This window comes from Acidobacteriota bacterium (genome assembly GCA_040756905.1).
Taxonomy (GTDB): domain Bacteria; phylum Acidobacteriota; class Aminicenantia; order JBFLYD01; family JBFLYD01; genus JBFLYD01.
This window is the reverse complement of record JBFLYD010000057.1, coordinates 35,952-53,746: the sequence shown is the minus strand read 5'-3', so window position 1 is coordinate 53,746 and position 17,795 is coordinate 35,952. Positions and strand designations below refer to the sequence as shown.

The 17,795-nt window shown below is 35.4% G+C and carries 14 protein-coding genes; 13 read left to right on the top strand and 1 reads right to left on the bottom strand.

The window, feature by feature from the left end; translation table 11 throughout:
- The first annotated feature begins 103 nt into the window (after positions 1-103).
- A complete protein-coding gene (locus AB1410_09985) occupies positions 104-247 on the top strand; it encodes a hypothetical protein (protein MEW6457025.1) in 144 nt (47 codons plus the stop codon).
- A 148-nt stretch (positions 248-395) separates the two neighbouring features.
- Here AB1410_09985 and AB1410_09980 read toward each other — a convergent pair whose 3' ends face one another.
- A complete protein-coding gene (locus tag AB1410_09980; GenBank protein ID MEW6457024.1) occupies positions 396-683 on the bottom strand; it encodes a GYD domain-containing protein in 288 nt (95 codons plus the stop codon).
- 297 nt (positions 684-980) lie between these two features.
- On the opposite strand from AB1410_09980, the gene AB1410_09975 reads away from it, so the two are divergent.
- The 12 genes from AB1410_09975 (at position 981) to gltA (ending at position 17,715) form a co-directional block, all read left to right on the top strand.
- On the top strand, positions 981-1,169 hold the full coding sequence (locus AB1410_09975) for a hypothetical protein (GenBank protein ID MEW6457023.1): 189 nt from the start codon (positions 981-983) through the stop codon (positions 1,167-1,169).
- A gap of 10 nt (positions 1,170-1,179) precedes the next feature.
- The gene (locus AB1410_09970; protein MEW6457022.1) at positions 1,180-4,242 is read left to right on the top strand and encodes an efflux RND transporter permease subunit; all 3,063 of its coding nucleotides are present in this window, start codon (positions 1,180-1,182) and stop codon (positions 4,240-4,242) included.
- A gap of 542 nt (positions 4,243-4,784) precedes the next feature.
- The gene (locus AB1410_09965) at positions 4,785-5,012 is read left to right on the top strand and encodes a hypothetical protein (GenBank protein ID MEW6457021.1); all 228 of its coding nucleotides are present in this window, start codon (positions 4,785-4,787) and stop codon (positions 5,010-5,012) included.
- 22 nt (positions 5,013-5,034) lie between these two features.
- Positions 5,035-6,360, top strand: coding sequence for an FAD-dependent protein (locus AB1410_09960; GenBank protein ID MEW6457020.1), 1,326 nt, complete (start codon positions 5,035-5,037; stop codon positions 6,358-6,360).
- Positions 6,361-6,464: 104 nt separating this feature from the next.
- Complete coding sequence (locus AB1410_09955; GenBank protein MEW6457019.1) at positions 6,465-7,571, top strand: alanine dehydrogenase; 1,107 nt, start codon at positions 6,465-6,467, stop codon at positions 7,569-7,571.
- An 18-nt stretch (positions 7,572-7,589) separates the two neighbouring features.
- Entirely contained in the window at positions 7,590-9,518 is a 1,929-nt protein-coding gene (locus AB1410_09950) for a cytochrome c biogenesis protein ResB (GenBank protein MEW6457018.1), read from the top strand.
- A 202-nt stretch (positions 9,519-9,720) separates the two neighbouring features.
- Positions 9,721-10,560, top strand: a complete 840-nt coding sequence (ccsB, locus tag AB1410_09945; GenBank protein ID MEW6457017.1) for a c-type cytochrome biogenesis protein CcsB — start codon at positions 9,721-9,723, stop codon at positions 10,558-10,560.
- A 16-nt stretch (positions 10,561-10,576) separates the two neighbouring features.
- Positions 10,577-11,062, top strand: a complete 486-nt coding sequence (nuoE, locus tag AB1410_09940) for an NADH-quinone oxidoreductase subunit NuoE (protein MEW6457016.1) — start codon at positions 10,577-10,579, stop codon at positions 11,060-11,062.
- Positions 11,063-11,065: 3 nt separating this feature from the next.
- Complete coding sequence (locus AB1410_09935; GenBank protein ID MEW6457015.1) at positions 11,066-13,009, top strand: NADH-quinone oxidoreductase subunit NuoF; 1,944 nt, start codon at positions 11,066-11,068, stop codon at positions 13,007-13,009.
- Positions 13,006-15,375 (top strand): molybdopterin-dependent oxidoreductase, encoded by a 2,370-nt coding sequence (locus AB1410_09930; protein ID MEW6457014.1) that lies wholly within the window; start codon positions 13,006-13,008, stop codon positions 15,373-15,375. Before AB1410_09935 ends, AB1410_09930 begins: the two co-directional genes overlap by 4 nt.
- Positions 15,368-16,201, top strand: a complete 834-nt coding sequence (locus tag AB1410_09925) for a sulfide/dihydroorotate dehydrogenase-like FAD/NAD-binding protein (GenBank protein ID MEW6457013.1) — start codon at positions 15,368-15,370, stop codon at positions 16,199-16,201. The genes AB1410_09930 and AB1410_09925 overlap by 8 nt, the downstream gene beginning before the upstream one ends.
- 14 nt (positions 16,202-16,215) lie before the next feature.
- Complete coding sequence (gene gltA / locus AB1410_09920) at positions 16,216-17,715, top strand: NADPH-dependent glutamate synthase (protein ID MEW6457012.1); 1,500 nt, start codon at positions 16,216-16,218, stop codon at positions 17,713-17,715.
- Positions 17,716-17,795 lie beyond the last annotated feature (80 nt).

Below are 17,795 nucleotides of genomic sequence, written 5' to 3'. Positions count from 1 at the left end.
TAAAACAGGAAATTAAGAGATGAGCTCAGAAGAGAAGCATAGACTCATACTAATCTATAACATTTTTTGTTAAAATATAATTAAAAGAAAGTTGGAGGTTTTAATGAGGAAAGTTAAATTATTTCTTGCAATTGTTTTTATTATATTGAGCTTTTTTTTAATTAATGAAAGTGTCTCTGGTAAAACACTTCAGGAAAAATCGGGTAGTTTTGATTTACTTTTAGAAGAGGTGAAAAATTATTTATAGGAATAAAGATTCCTCCAAAAGCTTATTCGCCTAAGAAAATTCCCCTCAATTTCATTGATTTAGACATAAAGATAAAGATTTGAACATGGTATTGAGAAAGAAAAAGAGGTTAAGGAACTATATTGAAAAACCTTTAATAGGAATATGCCTAAAGTATTTCGAGGAATTCTTTCCATGGGGTTGCAGATAATGTCTCAGTAGTGGAATGTCCATAGGCTCGAATAATCATGGCTGCTCTCATTACTTGCTTTGGATCATCAGATTCTACAATATCAACTATATCGAACCGTCCTGTGGTTGCGTAGCTATCCTTCCAGACAACTCCAGGGCATTCACTCTTAATTTTTGAAGATACATCAGCTGCTAATTTCTTAAAATCTTTGGGATCTCTGAATGCTTCAGGAGAAATTTTACTCAGAATAATATAGGTTGCCATCTCACGCCTCCTTTTTTAATTTAAATTATAATTTATTTGACCTCAAATTTTACCCTACTTAATAATTAATCACAAGAAAATTTCATAAGATTCTATTTAATACAAACGCACTAATATTTGCTACATCTTACTCGTTTTCCCCCTCACCTCAATCCTCCCCTCAGGGGAGAGGGAGGGGTGAGGGGACAGGAATGCATCAGAATTAAATGCGTTTGTATTAAATTAAATGAGGTTGAGAAAAATTTATTTAGGTAATAGAATTAAATCATTAAATGAAAAATAGATGATATTAATAAAATGAAGAATGTTTTTAAATACGCAGTTTCTATTGTTGTTATTGTTGTTGGCTATGGGTTGGGATTATATTTTTCATGGAAGGTTTCAATGATTACTTTTTTTATTGCGCTTGTTTTTGTTCCATTGGGGATTTTAATAGGGTGGTGGAATATTTTAAGAATACTTGTAGAATTTCTTTTTTCATTATAGAATTTGGAAAATGAAATTTTTTGTTGAGCATCCAGTTACAACTTCGATGTTTTTTCTTGCAGTTATTGTTCTTGGCATATATTCAACGATAAACATTCCCGTGGAATTAGCTCCTAAGGAGGATTATCCCAGAATTACAATTGAAACTCTCTACCCAGGAGCACCTCCTGAAAATGTCCAGACCTCCATCACGTCTCCCCTTGAAGAAATATCTTCCACTGTGAGAGGAGTAAGGAAAATTACCAGCACTTCCTCCATCGGAAGGTCCCAGATTGTCCTTGAATTCAATGAAAAAACCAACATGGATTTTGCTTCTGTGGAGTTAGGAGAAAAGATTGCTTCCTTCATCGAAAATATTCCAGCAGGAGCATATTCACCAAGAATCATTCCTTATATTCCAAAAGAGTTTGAAATAAAGCCTTTTTTATCTTTCACCATTTCAGGAGATTACACTCTTCATGAGCTAAGACAGATTGCTGAGGAAAGAATAAAAATTCCTATTCGCTCCATCAAAGGAGTCTCAGACGTTTTAATTAGAGGAGGCTCCCAACCTGAAATCAAAATTATAGTGGAGAAAGAAAAACTTGATTTTTATAACATGTATCCCCAGGAGATTATTTCCAACTTGATTCAGAACAACAAAATATTTCCTGCAGGAAAAATAAAAAAAGAGGATAAAGAATATGTTTTCAAGGTATCCCAGTCAATTCGAGAAATTAAAGATTTAAAGAACACTGTTGTTAAATATTTCCAGGGCATTCCTATAAGATTAGGAAACATTGCAAAAGTTGAACAGAGTTTTGAAGATGTTCAATCTATAAGAAGAATAAATGGAGAGCCAACAGTAGAGATTGAGATATTAAAGGAGCCAGGCGAGAGCACTTTAAGAGTTGCAAAAAGAGTAAAAGAAAAACTCATCGAGATTCAGAAACAAGTACCTAAGGACTTGACATTTCGTTTTGTGGAAGATGAGAGCAAAGAAATAAAGAAAAGGCTTCAAAATCTTTATTTTTTAATTGCACTTATTATTTCAATAATATTTATATTGCTTTACATATTCATCGGAAGAATTTTGCCATCAATTTTAATTTTATCCTCGATAATCTTTTCAGTTTTTCTTACTATGAATCTTATATATTTCTTTAAAATTCCATTAAATCTCCTGACTTTATCAGGGCTTGCCCTTGGATTTGGCATGTTTGTGGATAATTCTGTTGTTGTCTTTGAGAGTATTTACAGGAAAAGGGAAGAGGGCCTGGCGACTAAGGAATCTGCATTACTCGGAAGTAAGGTGGTACTTAAAGCAGTCCTTGCAGCAACCCTTACAACAATCGCAGTATTTTTTGCATTTCCATATTTTCAGGGAAGGCTTAGAATTTATTATCTTCCCCTTGCATTTGTTATCTCATTTTCATTGATTTCATCTTTTTTCATCGCTTTTTCTCTGATTCCATCTCTAAGTTTAAAATTCTCAATTAAAAAAATAGATAAAAAAGGATGGAAAATCACTCAATTTTATGAAAAATTTGTTAAATTCTCCCTGAAAAGATCTTTAATTTTTATCCTGTTAATTGCTGCAATTTTTTATTTAACTTTTAAATGGTTCAGGAAAGAAGTATCGTTTGGAACTTTTTTTCAGTGGTACATAAAAGATACTCTTAATGTCCATGTTACAATGCCTCCAGGAACTCCGATTGAAAAAACTGATGAAGTGATAAAACAATTTGAGAATAAGGTATTGGAGAAACAATACAGAAAAGAAGTGAATACATATGTATTTCCAGAAAGAGCGTTTATCAGGATTACCTTCCCTTCCCAGGTAGAGCGTTCATTTATTCCATATGTTCTTAAAGAAGAACTAATCAATCTTGCAACGAATTTCGCTGGAATAGGGATCTCAGTTTATGGTTTTGACCCCCAGAGCTATTACAGTGGACTTTATGGAGGCTCTTATCTTCCTTTTAGAATAAAGTTTTATGGATATAATTTCAAAAAATTGAAGGATATCACCTCCCAGGTGGAAAAGACATTACTCAAGAGCCCTCGAATTAAAGAGACAAAAATTGTCTCCTCGAGATGGTACTGGTCAGGCCTTGATTACTATGAAGTGGCTTTTAAGATAAACAGAGATAATTTAAATAAATATAAAATTTCTCCATCCGAGCTATCGCAGTTCATATCTTCAGCAATCCCAGGGAGAACTGGCAGCAGGAGATCTTTAAAATTGGATGGGAAGGAGATTCTTTTTTCAGTGAAGATAAAAGAAGCTGAGGATATGGACATCGAAAAATTGAAAAATATTGTGCTAAGAACAACCAAAGGAGAACTTTTAAGGCTGAATGAGATAGCGGATTTAGAGGAGATTCCGATTGAAGGAGATATAGAGAGAGAAGATCAGAGATTTCAACAAATAGTCATGTGGGACTATCGAGGCCCTTATAAAGCTGGAGAAAGATATCAGAAAGCAATCTTTAACAATTTAACTCTTCCATCTGGATTTTCTGCCACATTGGAGGAGCTTTGGAGAATTACCCTTGAGGAGGAGAAAAAGATAGAATTTGCAATAATAATTTCGCTGTTGCTTATATTTATGATTCTTGCATCTCTTTTTGAATCAATAGTCCAGCCATTTGTAGTGCTTTTATCCGTTCCCCTTGCATTGATTGGAGTGTTTATAGCTTTTATAGTAGCAGATTTTCCATTTGATTCATCAGCTTATATAGGCTTGATACTCATGGGAGGAATAGTTGTCAATAATGCTATATTGATGGTTGATAGTATAAATCATAAAAGGACCAATGGCTTTGATTTTGTTGAAGCAATTGTTAAAGGTGCATCAGAAAGAATAAGGCCCATTTTCATTGCCACAACAACTACAATTCTGGGAATGCTTCCTTTTGTGATTGTTGTCTTTCAGGTTGAACAGAAGAGAAACATCTGGTCCACTCTGGCCTTGTCCATTACAGGAGGCCTTATTTCCTCAACAGTATTTATCCTTCTTTTCATCCCAATTTTCTACTACTTATCTGAAAAAATAAAAATTTCAGCATTAAAAAAGCTCAGATACCTGTAATTATTATAACTATAGGACGCTAGTGTCGTGTCACTTAAATATCTTTCTTTATTCTTTTGTGACATGACACTTTCCCTATGGGAGAAAGATCTCCTTAGACGCTTCTCTGAGCAGCTCATAGGAGCCTTTCGGAGAACTGAAATGTCAGAAGAATTAATCTTTTCTCTTTTATCCGAAAGGCTCCTAGCACTGCCCTTAAGGGCAGTGTGTAAAAGGTCTTTATTTAAATTTAAATCATCTATTTCCATGCACCAGAATGGTGCATGTAGGAGGGTGTGGAATATGTATTCCGACACCCCTCTATGTTCGGGGAAGTTCCTTCCCCATATCCCTTCAGTGTGCTTTATGAGAAATTGTTTATTTATAAAGATATTTATGGGACAGCACACTAATACAAACGCACAAAATATTTTTACATGTAGGGCAAGGCTTTAGCCTTGCATTAAGCAACCCCCGAATCAAGTTCGGGGCAGGCTCTAAAGGGTTGCCCTACAAATTATATATTGCGTTTGTATTAGTATTTAATATTTTTAAGAGAGAAGATGAAAGCTGGAAGACTGATTTTAATTATTATCTTTTTAATAATATTCTTAATTATTCTTGGATATTTTATTACAAAGCCTAATTATGATAAGAAGTATTTTACAAAAGAATATATTGAAAAGTATTCTTCTCCTGAGATTGCATACTATCATTATGTAAATTCTTTGATTTCAACTGGCCCTGAATATTATCAGGAAGTTCTTGGAAGGGAAAATCCACTTACTTGATTTTATTGACAGATGAAGGATTTTGGGTCATTATTTAATACTCATGAAAATAGGAATAGTGGGAGCAGGTCCAGCTGGACTCTTTGCTGCATATGAGCTATCAGAAAAAGTAGATGTAACTATAATCGATAAAGGTCCGGATGCAGAAGAGAGAATCAAAAGCTCTTCTAACATTCTTTTTGGAGTTGGTGGAGCAGGGCTTTTTTCTGACGGTAAACTTAATTTTTCTCCAGAGATAGGAAATAATTTAACTGATTTAATTAATCTTAAAGAAATTGAAAACCTTGTCAAGAAAGTTGAAGAAATCTTCTCCTTTTACGACATCAAAGCAAAAGAAATGGATGAAGAAAAGGTTAAAGCTTTAGAGACTCAAGCAGCTCATTCAGGAATGAAGTATCTTCCTGTAAGACAGGCTCATGTTGGTTCAGACCATCTTCCTTATTTTATCAAGGAAATATCTAAAGATTTAAAGAAAAGGGGCGTTGAATTTCTGTGCAATTCAGAGGTCAACGACCTTAACCAGGGAGAAATATTTATAGATAAAGATAAATATAAATTTGACAAGATATTGCTTGCACCTGGAAGAAGTGGAGCCAGGTGGCTCGAAGGAATTGTAAAGGGAAAAAACATGAATTATATTTACAATCCCATTGATATAGGAGTTCGGGTTGAGGTTCCTGCGATAATAATGGAAGAAATATGTGGAGTAAACTGGGATCCTAAAGTTCATATAAGAACTCCAGCCTATGATGATTTTGTAAGAACCTTCTGTGTTTCTCCCTATGGATATGTGGTGAAAGAAGTTTTTGATAATTTCTGTCTGGTAAATGGTCATTCGAGGAAGGATTTCAGAAGCTCCAATACAAATTTTGCTTTTTTGATTAAAGTTAAACTGACCGAGCCCCTTGAAAACACAAACCTTTACGGTGAAAGTATTGCACTCCAGGCTACAACCATTGGAGGCCATAAGCCAATACTCCAGAGGCTTGGTGATTTAAGAGTTGGAAGGAGAAGCACATGGGGAAGGCTGGAGAAAAGTTATGTACTTCCAACTTTAAAGGATGTTACACCTGGTGATATTGCAATGGCAATGCCCTATCGTTTTGTAAAGGACATCCTTGAAGGTCTTGAGATTTTAGATAGGTTGATTCCCGGAGTGGCTGATAATAGCACCCTTATTTATGCTACTGAAATTAAGTTTCATGGGTTGAGAGTAATTACTGATAAAAATTTGCAGACTTCCCTTTCAGGCATTTATGTGGCTGGAGATGGAGCAGGTTTAAGCAGGGGAATTGTTGGATCAGCTGCCTCAGGAATACTTGCAGCCCAAGGAATACTCAAAAATTAATTTTTGCCTGCCTATTAATTTTAAGTTTATTTGAAATTTATTCCCCAATATTGTATATTAAAAAACTATGTCAAATATTTCTTTAATTCTAAAAGGAATAATAAATGAATATAGGTATTTTAAGAGAGTCGGAGAGAAGGGAAAAAAGAATTCCATTAACTCCCTCTTCCATTCAATCCTTAATTGAAGACGGCCACACAGTATTTTTTCAAGCAGGAGCTGGGGAAGGAGCTGGATATCATGATGAGGAGTTTTCAAAAGTAGGAGCCCATAAGGTATACAGTGAAGATGAGGCAATAGTAAGGTCAGATATAATATTAAAAATTTCCTCCCTTAGTGAAAATCAGGTAAAAAGACTCAGAGAGAATCAGGTAATTTTTGCTTTTCATCACATGGCTGTTGCAAAGAGGAGTTTAGTAGAAGAATTGTTAAATAAGAAAGTTATCGCAATTGGATATGAGATAATTCAGGATGATAGAGGAACGCTTCCCTGCCTTGTTTTGATGTCAGAAATTGCAGGAGCGATGGTTCCCATCATTGCAGGGCATTACCTTCAGAGTGACAGGGGAGGAAAAGGACTTCTTTTAGGAGGTATAACTTCTGTTCCTCCTGCAACAGTAATGATTATTGGTTGTGGAGTTGTGGGGAAAAGTGCTGCAAGGGCTTGTCTTGATTTAGGTGCTCATGTTATAGTTTTGGACAAGGATTTAAATAAGCTAAAGCAATTAGAGGAGTCAACATCAAAAACTGTGATTACTGCTCTTGCAAATCCCTACAACATTTCAAAATACATTCAGTACGCTGATGTTTTGATCGGGTCAATTTTAATTCCTGGAGAGAGAGCTCCTAAAGTTGTCACTAAAGAGATGATAAAGAGTATGAAGCCCGGAGCTGTAATAATTGATATCTCGATAGACCAGGGAGGATGTATTGAATCTTCAAGACCTACCACGATAGAAGACCCGATTTATACTTACGATGAAAAGATTCATTATTGTGTTCCAAACATTCCATCAGTTGTGAGCAGAACAGCTTCTATTGGGCTTTCCAATGTGCTTTGTCCTTATGTGGAAGCCATTGCTGATATGAATATCGATGAAGCTTTGAGAAAAGAAAAGTGCTTAGCAAGGGGTGTTTATCTTTATAAGGGAAAGTGTGTGAGAGAAGGAATCTGTGAGCTTTTTGATCTTGAATATACAGAGCTGTTTTAAATTTAAAAAGGAGATTGAATGAGAAGGGTCACTTTTAAAGAGAGCTTTTTAATCTTGTTGATTCTTGCATTATTCGTGAATCTATGTCAGATAATTTATAAATCCTACATCCAGACAATTCAGAACAGGACAATCATATTGGTAATATTTGGTTTCGTTTTTTTTCCTTTATTGACATTTTTTTATTTTATGAGAGATGAAATATTCACCTACTTAAAATCTGTAAAATTTGCGATATCTTTGTTTATGTTAATAACCTTTTTTACAATTTTAGGAACTTTTTTAGTTCAGGATCAGCCTTTTGAATTTTACCAGAAATACTTGGGTAATTTTTTTTCGAAAATTGCCATCCTTTTTTTTCTGGATACAATTTATAGAAACTGGTGGTTTAATTTCTTTCTGATAATACTTTCATTTTCTTTATTTTTCTGCACAGTAACGAAAAAGAAACTAAACTGGAAGGAACTAGGGTTTTATCTTAATCATTTTGGAATCATTGTAATTCTTTTAGGAGCTTTGATCGGTCACATTTGGGGAGTTAAAGGTTACATGGATATGTTTATTGGAGAGACAAAGAATAAAATAAACATAGTTGAAAGAGGGGTAAAAACTAACAAATTCGTAAACCTTGGATTTGAAGTGGAATTAGTTAAATTCAGGATTGAGGAATATAATCCTGAATACAGAGTGTTACTTTACAAACATAAGCCTGGAAAAGATACTTACAAATTAGCCATCTCATACAAGCCCGAGGAAAGGACACTAAATAAGATACCGGGTTCATTTCATTCTTTTAAAATACTTGATTATTACCCTGATTTTGAAAGAATTGAAATAATCTCGAAAAAGTCAGAGAAACCTTTAAACCCTGTTCTTAAGTTTTCTGTTGAAAAAAATGGAACAATAAATGAAAAGTGGATTTTTCTAAATGAGGACAAAAGTTATTTTGATTTAAGCAGCAATTTTGCGATTCACTTTTTATGGGAAAAAGATGATGAATTTTTGAGGAATCTTTCATATGAAGAACAGGCAGGGAAAAATCTTCTTGAAATAAGCCAGAATAGTATGAAAGAGGAAATTTATGTAGAAAATGGAAAAGAATATAAATATGGAGATTTTATCATAAGGATCCTGGGATTCTACCCTGATTTTACTTATGACGCTGAAAGGAAACAGGCTCTATCTCTTTCTGATGAACCAAAGAACCCCGCTTTGAGAATTGAGATTGAGGATTCAAAGGCTAAAGAGACTAATAGAATATGGATATTTGCAAAGGTAGGAGGGTTTGAAAGACAGAGTTTATTCAACAATCGTCTTAATCTTAGATATAAGTATTTAGAACATAAAAGAGGAGTAAAAACACATCTTGTTTTTTTAGGAAAAACAAAGGAGATATTAAGATTTGGAAGGGAAAAAAATGTTTCAATTCCAATGAAACCAGAAGAAAAGATTGAAATTGATGGCTCAAAAATAAGTTTCCTTGATGTTTATCCAGAAGCTGAAAGGAAAGAAATATATAGAAGTAAATCTAGTAACCCTTTAAACCCAGCTGTGTTAATTGGCGTTTATTCAGGAGATAACAAAGAACAATATCTTCTTGTAGGCAACAATCCTGAACCAATTTTTCTTGAAAATGGAAAATTTGCAATTTCTTTTGAAAGAAAATCTGATGAAATTAAAGATTATGTGAGCACATTAAAGGTTTATAAAAATGATAAAGAAATGAAATCAACAGAGGTAGAAGTTAATCATCCTTTAAAATTTGAAGGGTATGAATTTTATCAGTCTAATTATGATCCCAAAAACCCGGAATATTCTGGAATTCAGATTGTTAAAGATCCTGGAGTAAATGTAGTGTGGCTTGGGTTTGTGATGTTATTTCTTGGGCTTTTACATATATTTTTCATAAAGAGAAGAATATTATTGCCTGAAGTAATCGAGGAGTAAAAACTAGTGTCATGGCACTCAAAATTGTTTTTGTTATTTTATTGTGCCATGACCTTTCCCTATGGGAGAAAGATCTTCTTAGATGCTCCGCTGAGCACCCCCAGACATGGGGAAGTCTCTTCCCCATACCCCTTCAGTGTGCTTTATGAGAAATTATTTGTTTGTTAAGATATTTATGGAACAGCACCACGAGGAGGATTGAATGACTTTACTTGTATTCTCAAGGATGCATTTATTTTTTAAATTGTCGTTTTTATTTTACTTGATTTCTTTTTTGGTTTATCTTTTTTTATTTCTAAAAAGAAAATGGATTCCCAAGTATTTTCCGACTCTTTCTATATTTATTGCTTTTGCCTTTAACACAGCTCTAATTGTATTCAGCTGGGCTACATATAAACAGCCACCCATAAGAACATTGTATGAGACTTTAGTCTTCTTCACCTGGACAGTGGCTTTTATATACTTAATCATTGAACTTATTACAAAGCTAAGGATTATAGGAATATTTGCTTCACTTTTTTCAGTGATTTCTCTGATATATGCTATATTTAAAGTTGATGTTGATAGAATAAATTTGCCGGCAGCCCTTCAAAGTTTCTGGTTTATCCCTCATGTTATAATTTATTTTATTGCGTATGCAGCATTGTTTCTTTCTTTCGTAACAGCTATTCTTTATTTAAAATTTCCTGATAAGAAGAAACTTCCAAAAGGACATTGGTTGGAACAGGAATTTCTCGATTTTGAATCTTACACATACAAGATAATAAATTTTGGCTTCATTTTTCTTTCCCTTGGTCTTCTCCTTGGAGGGGTATGGGCTAAAGAAGCTTGGGGAGATTACTGGGGATGGGATCCTAAAGAAAACTGGTCTCTTATAACATGGCTTGTCTATCTTATCTATTTGCACTTAAGGTTTGTTAAAGGCTGGAGGGGAAAGAGATCTGCCTATTTTGCCATTGCTGGTTTTGTAGCAGTGATAATCACATATCTGGGAGTTAATGTTCTTCCTTCAGCACAGGAGAGCCTTCATACATATCAATAAAAAGAGAGGGATTGAGGTGAAATCGGTAGATATATCGGAGCTAAAAGAAAAGATTGATCCAATATTAGATAAATACGGAAAGAGAAAAGATGCCCTCATAGCTATTCTACAGGATGTTCAATCAGAGTTTAACTGGCTTCCTCAGGAGGCGTTGGATTATCTTTCAAAAAAACTGGGAATTTTTTTAAGTAACATATTCAGTATTGCGACTTTCTACACATCTTTCAGACTAAAACCGAGAGGAAAACATTCAGTAACTGTCTGCCTTGGAACAGCCTGTCATGTGAGAGGGGCTCCTCATATTTTAGAGGAGCTTGAAAGGAAGTTAAATATAAAAGAGGGAGAAACAACTGAAGACAACATGTTTACTTTAGAGTCAGTGAATTGCCTTGGAGCATGTGCTCTCGGACCCATAGTTGTTGTGGATGATGAATATTTCGGTCAGATGAACAAGACAAAAATTGATGATCTCACGGAGAATTTAAGAAACAAAAAAGAATAAGAAATGTTTAAAATACAAAGTTTTGATGATTTGAAAAGAGTAAAAGAAGATATATTAAGAACAAGGTCAGACGAGAAACCAGTAATCACAGTCTGTAATGGAACAGGATGTCAGGCTTATGGCTGCGAGAAAGTAACTCAGAATTTTATATCTAAAATCAGCCAGAATGGGATGAAAGACAAGGTTGATGTGAGGAAAACAGGCTGTCATGGATTTTGTGAAAGAGGACCAATTGTTGTGATCCATCCGAGTGGTATTTTCTATCAGAGAGTGAAGATGGGGGATGTTAATGAAATTATAAAAGAGACGATTGAAAATCAGAGAATTGTTGATCGCCTTCTTTATGAAGACCCATACACAGGTGAAAAAATTACAAGGGAAAGAGATGTTCCTTTCTACAAAAAGCAGAGAAGAATAATCTTCGGAAATAATGGATTTATAGATCCAACAAGCATCGAGGATTACATTGCCATAGGTGGATACGAAGCATTAGCAAAAGTTCTAAAAGAGATGACTGATATGGAAGTAATCAAGGAGATAAAAAAATCAGGCTTGAGAGGAAGAGGTGGTGCGGGATTTATTACAGGATTGAAATGGGAAATATGCAAAAAAGAAAAAGATTCGATAAAGTATATAATTTGTAACTGCGATGAGGGTGACCCTGGTGCATACATGGATAGAAGTTTATTAGAAGGTAATCCCCATAGTGTTATAGAAGGAATGGTTATAGGGGCCTATGCAATTGGCGCAAAAGAAGGCTATATATATGTAAGGAATGAATATCCCCTTGCTGTAAAAAATGCAATGATTGCAATCAATCAGGCTAAAGCTTCAGAACTTCTTGGAAATAACATTATGGGAACTAAATTCAGCTTTGATGTAAAAATTGTAAGAGGAGCTGGTGCCTTTGTGAGTGGAGAGGAAACAGCCCTTATCGCATCGATTGAGGGAAGAAGGAGTGAGCCAAGGTCAAGACCACCTTATCCAGCTCAGATGGGACTGTGGAACAGACCCACAAACATAAACAATGTGGAAACCTGGGCTAATGTTCCTGCTATCATTAACAAAGGCTCTGATTGGTATAAAAGCATAGGAACAGAGACAAGCAAAGGAACAAAAATTTTTTCTCTCGTTGGGAAAATAAACAATACCGGACTTGTAGAAGTTCCGATGGGAATAACCCTGAGAGAAATAATTTTTGAAATAGGCGGTGGAATTCCAAAGAGTAAGGAGTTTAAAGCTGTTCAAACTGGAGGACCTTCCGGAGGATGTATTCCTAAAGAATTACTTGATCTACCGGTTGATTTTGAAAAATTGAAAAGTGCAGGCTCAATGATGGGTTCAGGCGGGATGATTGTAATGGATGAAGAAACCTGTATGGTGGATGTTGCCCATTATTTTCTTGATTTTTCACAAAAAGAGTCCTGCGGAAAATGTGTGCCATGCAGAGTTGGAACAAGGCATATGGTTGAAATTTTAAGAAAAATAAAAGATGGGAAAGGTATACCAGAAGATATTCCGAGACTTGAAAGATTAGCTCATACGGTTAAGGAAGGTTCCCTCTGTGGGCTTGGCCAGACAGCTCCAAACCCGGTATTAACCACACTCAGATATTTCAGGGATGAGTATGAAGCTCATATTGAAAAGAAAATCTGCCCTGCTCTTGTTTGCAAGGAGCTGATAAATTACTACATTTTGCCAGAAAAATGTGTGGGCTGTTTACTTTGCCTCAAAAATTGTCCCTCTGATGCAATTAGAGGCGGCAATAAATTGATCCATATAATCGACCAGGAAAAATGTATTAAATGTGGTGTCTGCCTTGATGTTTGTCCTGTAAAGGTAAGCGCTGTTGTTAAAGTAACTGGTCAGAAAATTGAAACTCTTAAAGAACCTGTTCCTTATAAGGAATACAGGGAAAAGATTGCAAAAGAAAGAGAGAAGATGTGAAAAAGCTAAGATTAACGATAGATGGAAAAGAAGTCGCGGTAGAGGAAGGAAAAACAGTTCTTGATGCAATAAAAAAAGCAGAAATATATGTGCCAACTCTCTGCTATCATCCATATCTTTCTCCCTATGGAGGTTGCAGATTGTGCATAGTTCAGATTGAAGGGATGAGAGGATACCCAACTTCATGCACAACTCCTGCCTCGGATGGAATGAAGGTTGTTACGATAAATGAAGAGATTCAGAATTTAAGAAGAGAAGTGGTAAAACTTTTATTGACTGAACATCCTAATGCATGTCTTATCTGCACTGAAAAAGATAGATGTATAAAATATCAGGGTTGTATAAGAAAAGTTGGTGTTACGACAGGTTGTAGATTCTGTCCGAAAGACCAGCAATGCGAATTTCAGGATGTAGTTGAATATGTTGGGATAAAAGAAGTGGACCTCCCCTTTTTGTACAGAGATTTTACGATTGAAAGAGAAGACCCTTTCTTTGACCGGGACTATAATTTGTGTATTCTCTGCAATAGATGTGTGAGAGTTTGTCATGAAATAAGGGGAGCAGGGGTTTTAAACTTTGTTAACAGAGGAAACAAAACTATAGTTGGCACTGCATTTAACATGAGCCACATCGAGGCTAACTGTCAGTTCTGCGGAGCATGTGTGGATGTATGTCCTACCGGTTCACTTATAGAAAGAGCAAGCAAATGGGCAGGTGTCCCAGAGAAATCTGTAAAATCTATCTGCGCTCTTTGTTCAATTGGATGTGTGATGGATTTTAAAGTCAAATCTGGAAAAGTCATAAGTGTAGTTCCTGATATGGATGGAGAAGTTAATAAAGGTCAGGCTTGTGTAAAAGGAAGGTTTACCCTTCCTTTAATAATTCATAGCCCTAAGAGATTACTTCATCCAATGATAAGGAGGAATGGAAATCTTCAGAAAGTTTCCTGGGAGGTGGCGATTAATTTTATTTCTGAAAATCTTGAAAAATATAAGGGAAATAAATTTGGTTTTATTACATCAACTAACCTTACAAATGAGGATAATTTTGTAATTCGAAAATTTGTAAAGGAAGTGATGAAATCTGGGTATTTAGAATTTACACAGGGATTTTCGTATGCCTCTTCTTTAAAATATTTTGAAAATGAAAATAAACCACTTCTGTTTAAAAATTCAATTGAAGATGTATCAAAATTTAAGACAATTTTTGTGGTCGGGCCTTTGTTTTCAAAATCATTCCCGATCATTTCTCTTGAGATAAAAAAAGCTTCGAGGAATGGCTCAAGGCTTATCCTGATTAACAATGAAGAAACTGGATTGATTAACTATGCTTATGAAACTCTGAAAATAAAATCAGGCTCAGAGATAGCCTTCTTTATCGGGTTGATGAAGTCAGCCTTAAAAAATGGGAATATAAATGAAAGGTATTTTTTAAAATTAAAGAATTCGGAACTCATCAAATCCATTCTGGAAAAGGTCTCCAGGGAGAGAATAGAGAAATCAACGGGAATTAATTTTGAGAAAATAGAGGAAATCTCAGGGATTCTTTTTAAGAGCCCGGATTCGCTTTTATTTTACGAACCTGATTTAATCCAGAATGGCTTTGATACTGAAAATATAAAAATCCTCATGAATTTAGCTATTTCTTCAGGGGCTGTTTTATTTCCCCTTGTAGTTGAGAATAATTTCAGGGGCTCTTTTGATATGGGAGTGGTGTCAGAGTTTTACCATAGGAATAAGGCTGGAGATTTTTCTGAGGTCAAGAAAAAAATTAAAGAAAATGAAATAAAATGTCTCTATTTAGCTGGAGAGTTCCAATTACAGGAGAAATCCGGAATAGAATTCCTTGTAATTCAGGATATTTTTCCCTCTGAATTATCAGAATTTGCAGATGTTATTCTTCCTGCTGCTTCTTTTGCAGAAATAGAGGGAACTTATACAAACGTGGAGGGAAGAGTTCAATTGCTAAGTAAGGTAATTGAACCTGTTGGAGAGGCAAAGCCAGATTGGTGGATAATAAGTGAAATTTCTGAAAAAATGGGAGCAACTGGTTTTGATTATAAGAATTCTGAAGAGATAATGGAGGAAATTTCGAGTCAAATTAAGCTTTACAAAAACATTTCTTATAAAAATCTCAGAGAAAAAGGAAGCGCTTTTATCAACCTGCCTTCTTTCTCAGAGGTTTTGAAGAAATCTCAATTGTTTGAGATAAATCCTGAAAAGCTGGAAGAAATTTTAAGCACTGATTACTTGAACCCTTCAGCCACAGAGGAAAATAAAGAAAATAGTCTATACAGATACAGGAATGTTTTTATCTTAAAAGAATCGAAATCTTTAGAAAGGGTTGTAAGAGGAAAAAATGTTTAAAATCTTAAGGAGAGAACAGATTGTTCCAAATATGCATTTATTAGAAGTGGGAGCCTCTTTTGTGGCAAAAAAGGCTTTGCCAGGACAGTTTGTTATCGTCATGACAGATGAAAAAAGTGAAAGAATCCCTCTGACGATTTCTGATTGGAATCAGGAAAGAGGAACGATAACAATAGTATTCATGGAAGTGGGTACTTCCACAAAGAAGTTAGCAAACATGAAATCAGGCGATTATCTTTATGCATTGCTGGGCCCCTTGGGAATGCCAAGTGAAATTGAGAATTTTGGAACTGTTTTATGTGTAGGTGGATGCTATGGGATCGGCAATATATACCCTATGGCAAGGGCCCTTAAAGAGAAAGGAAACAGAGTTATTTCAATGATAGAAGGAAGAAGTAAATTTTTAATTTACTGGGAAGATAGGATAAAAAAAGTTAGTGATGAGTTGATGGCTGTTACAAGAGATGGAACAACTAAATACCAGGGACATGTTCCTGAAATATTGAGAAAAATGATTTCTGATGGGAAAAAGATAGACAGGGTCGTGGCAATTGGCTGTACCTTTATGATGATGATTGCTTCAGAAACAACCAGAGAGTCAGGGATCAAAACTATTGTGGCCTTGAATCCCGTGATGGTGGATGGAACTGGAATGTGCGGAGCATGTCGAGTGTCAGTCGGAGGCTCAACAAGATTTGCATGTGTTGATGGTCCTGATTTTGATGGTCATCAGGTTGACTGGGAAGAACTTTTCTTCCGACGGGCAGCATATATAAATGAAGAACTGGATTCTCTGCAAAAGTATGAATGTGATGTATATCCCTGAAAGGAAAAATTAAGATGGAAGAGAAAAAAGAGATTCCAAGATTTGATGACTTAAAAAAAGAGGCTCAGAAAGAGTGGAGAAAAGAGCTCAAGAAAGCGATTCCAGTAAAAGAGAGAATGAAGATCCCTCGACAGAAAATGCCTGAAAGAGAACATGATGTCAGAAATAAAGATTTTTTTGAGGTAAACCTTGGTTTATCACCTGACCAGGCTGTAGAAGAAGCAAGAAGATGCTTAGATTGTCCAAATCCATTTTGTGTAATTGGTTGCCCTGTGGCAATTGATATTCCCTCATTTATTAAACTAATTGAAATTGGCAAATTTTCTGAAGCTGCAAGAAAAATAAAGGAAACCAATTCTCTTCCAGCAATATGTGGAAGAGTTTGCCCTCAGGAAAGTCAATGCGAGGTTCAGTGTATAGTTTTTAAGTCCACTGGGGTTTCAGTGGCAATAGGGAACCTTGAAAGGTTTGTTGCTGACTGGGAAAGAGAAAAAGAAGAGATATTGATTCCTCAATTAGCTAATCCTACAGGAAAAAGAGTGGCAATAGTAGGTGCTGGTCCTGCTGGTCTAACTGTAGCAGGAGAGCTTTCAAAAAAAGGCCATTCAGTAACTGTTTTTGAAGCTCTTCATAAATCAGGAGGCGTTCTTGCTTATGGAATACCCGAGTTTAGATTACCAAAGAGAATTCTCGATGCTGAGGTTGATTATCTAAAGAAATTAGGGGTGGAAATACTCAATAATTTCGTTGTAGGAAGAACTGCAACGATAGATGATTTAAAGAAAGAAGGCTATGAAGCATTTTTTATCGGCTCAGGCGCAGGACTGCCAACTTTTATGAATGCAGAGGGAGAAAATTTAAATGGAATTTATTCTGCTAATGAATATTTGACAAGAATAAATCTTATGAGAGCTTTTGAGTTTCCGAATTATGATACGCCTTTGCCAAAAGGGAAAAGGGTTGCAGTAATCGGAGGAGGAAATACAGCGATGGATTCAGTCAGATCCGCAAAAAGATTGGGAGCTGAATGGGCAGCAATCGTTTATAGACGTACAAGAAAAGAAATGCCTGCAAGAGTGGAAGAGGTTAAGCATGCTGAAGAAGAAGGTATTGAATTTCTTTTTTTAACTCTTCCTGTAAAATTCATTGAAGATGAAAGAGGATGGGTCAAGGAGATGGAATGTCTGAGAATGGAACTGGGAGAACCTGATGCATCAGGACGAAGAAGACCTATTCCCATAAAAGGCTCAGAATTTAGAATCGAAGTGGATCTTGTTATAAATGCTGTAGGAACAAGCCCGAATCCTTTAATTCCTCAAACAACAAAGGGTATTGAAGTTGGAAAATGGGGAACGATAAAAGTGGATTTTAATACAATGGCAACAAGTATTGAAGGGATATATGCAGGAGGAGATATAGTGAGAGGAGGAGCAACTGTTATTTTGGCAATGGGAGATGGAAGAATGGCTGCATACAGCATTGATTTATATTTAAAGAATAAAAATAGTCGTTAGCTAATACAAATGAATTAAATAAATTGACATGTAGGGCATGGCTTTAACCATGCATTAAGCAACCCCCGAACCAAGTTCGG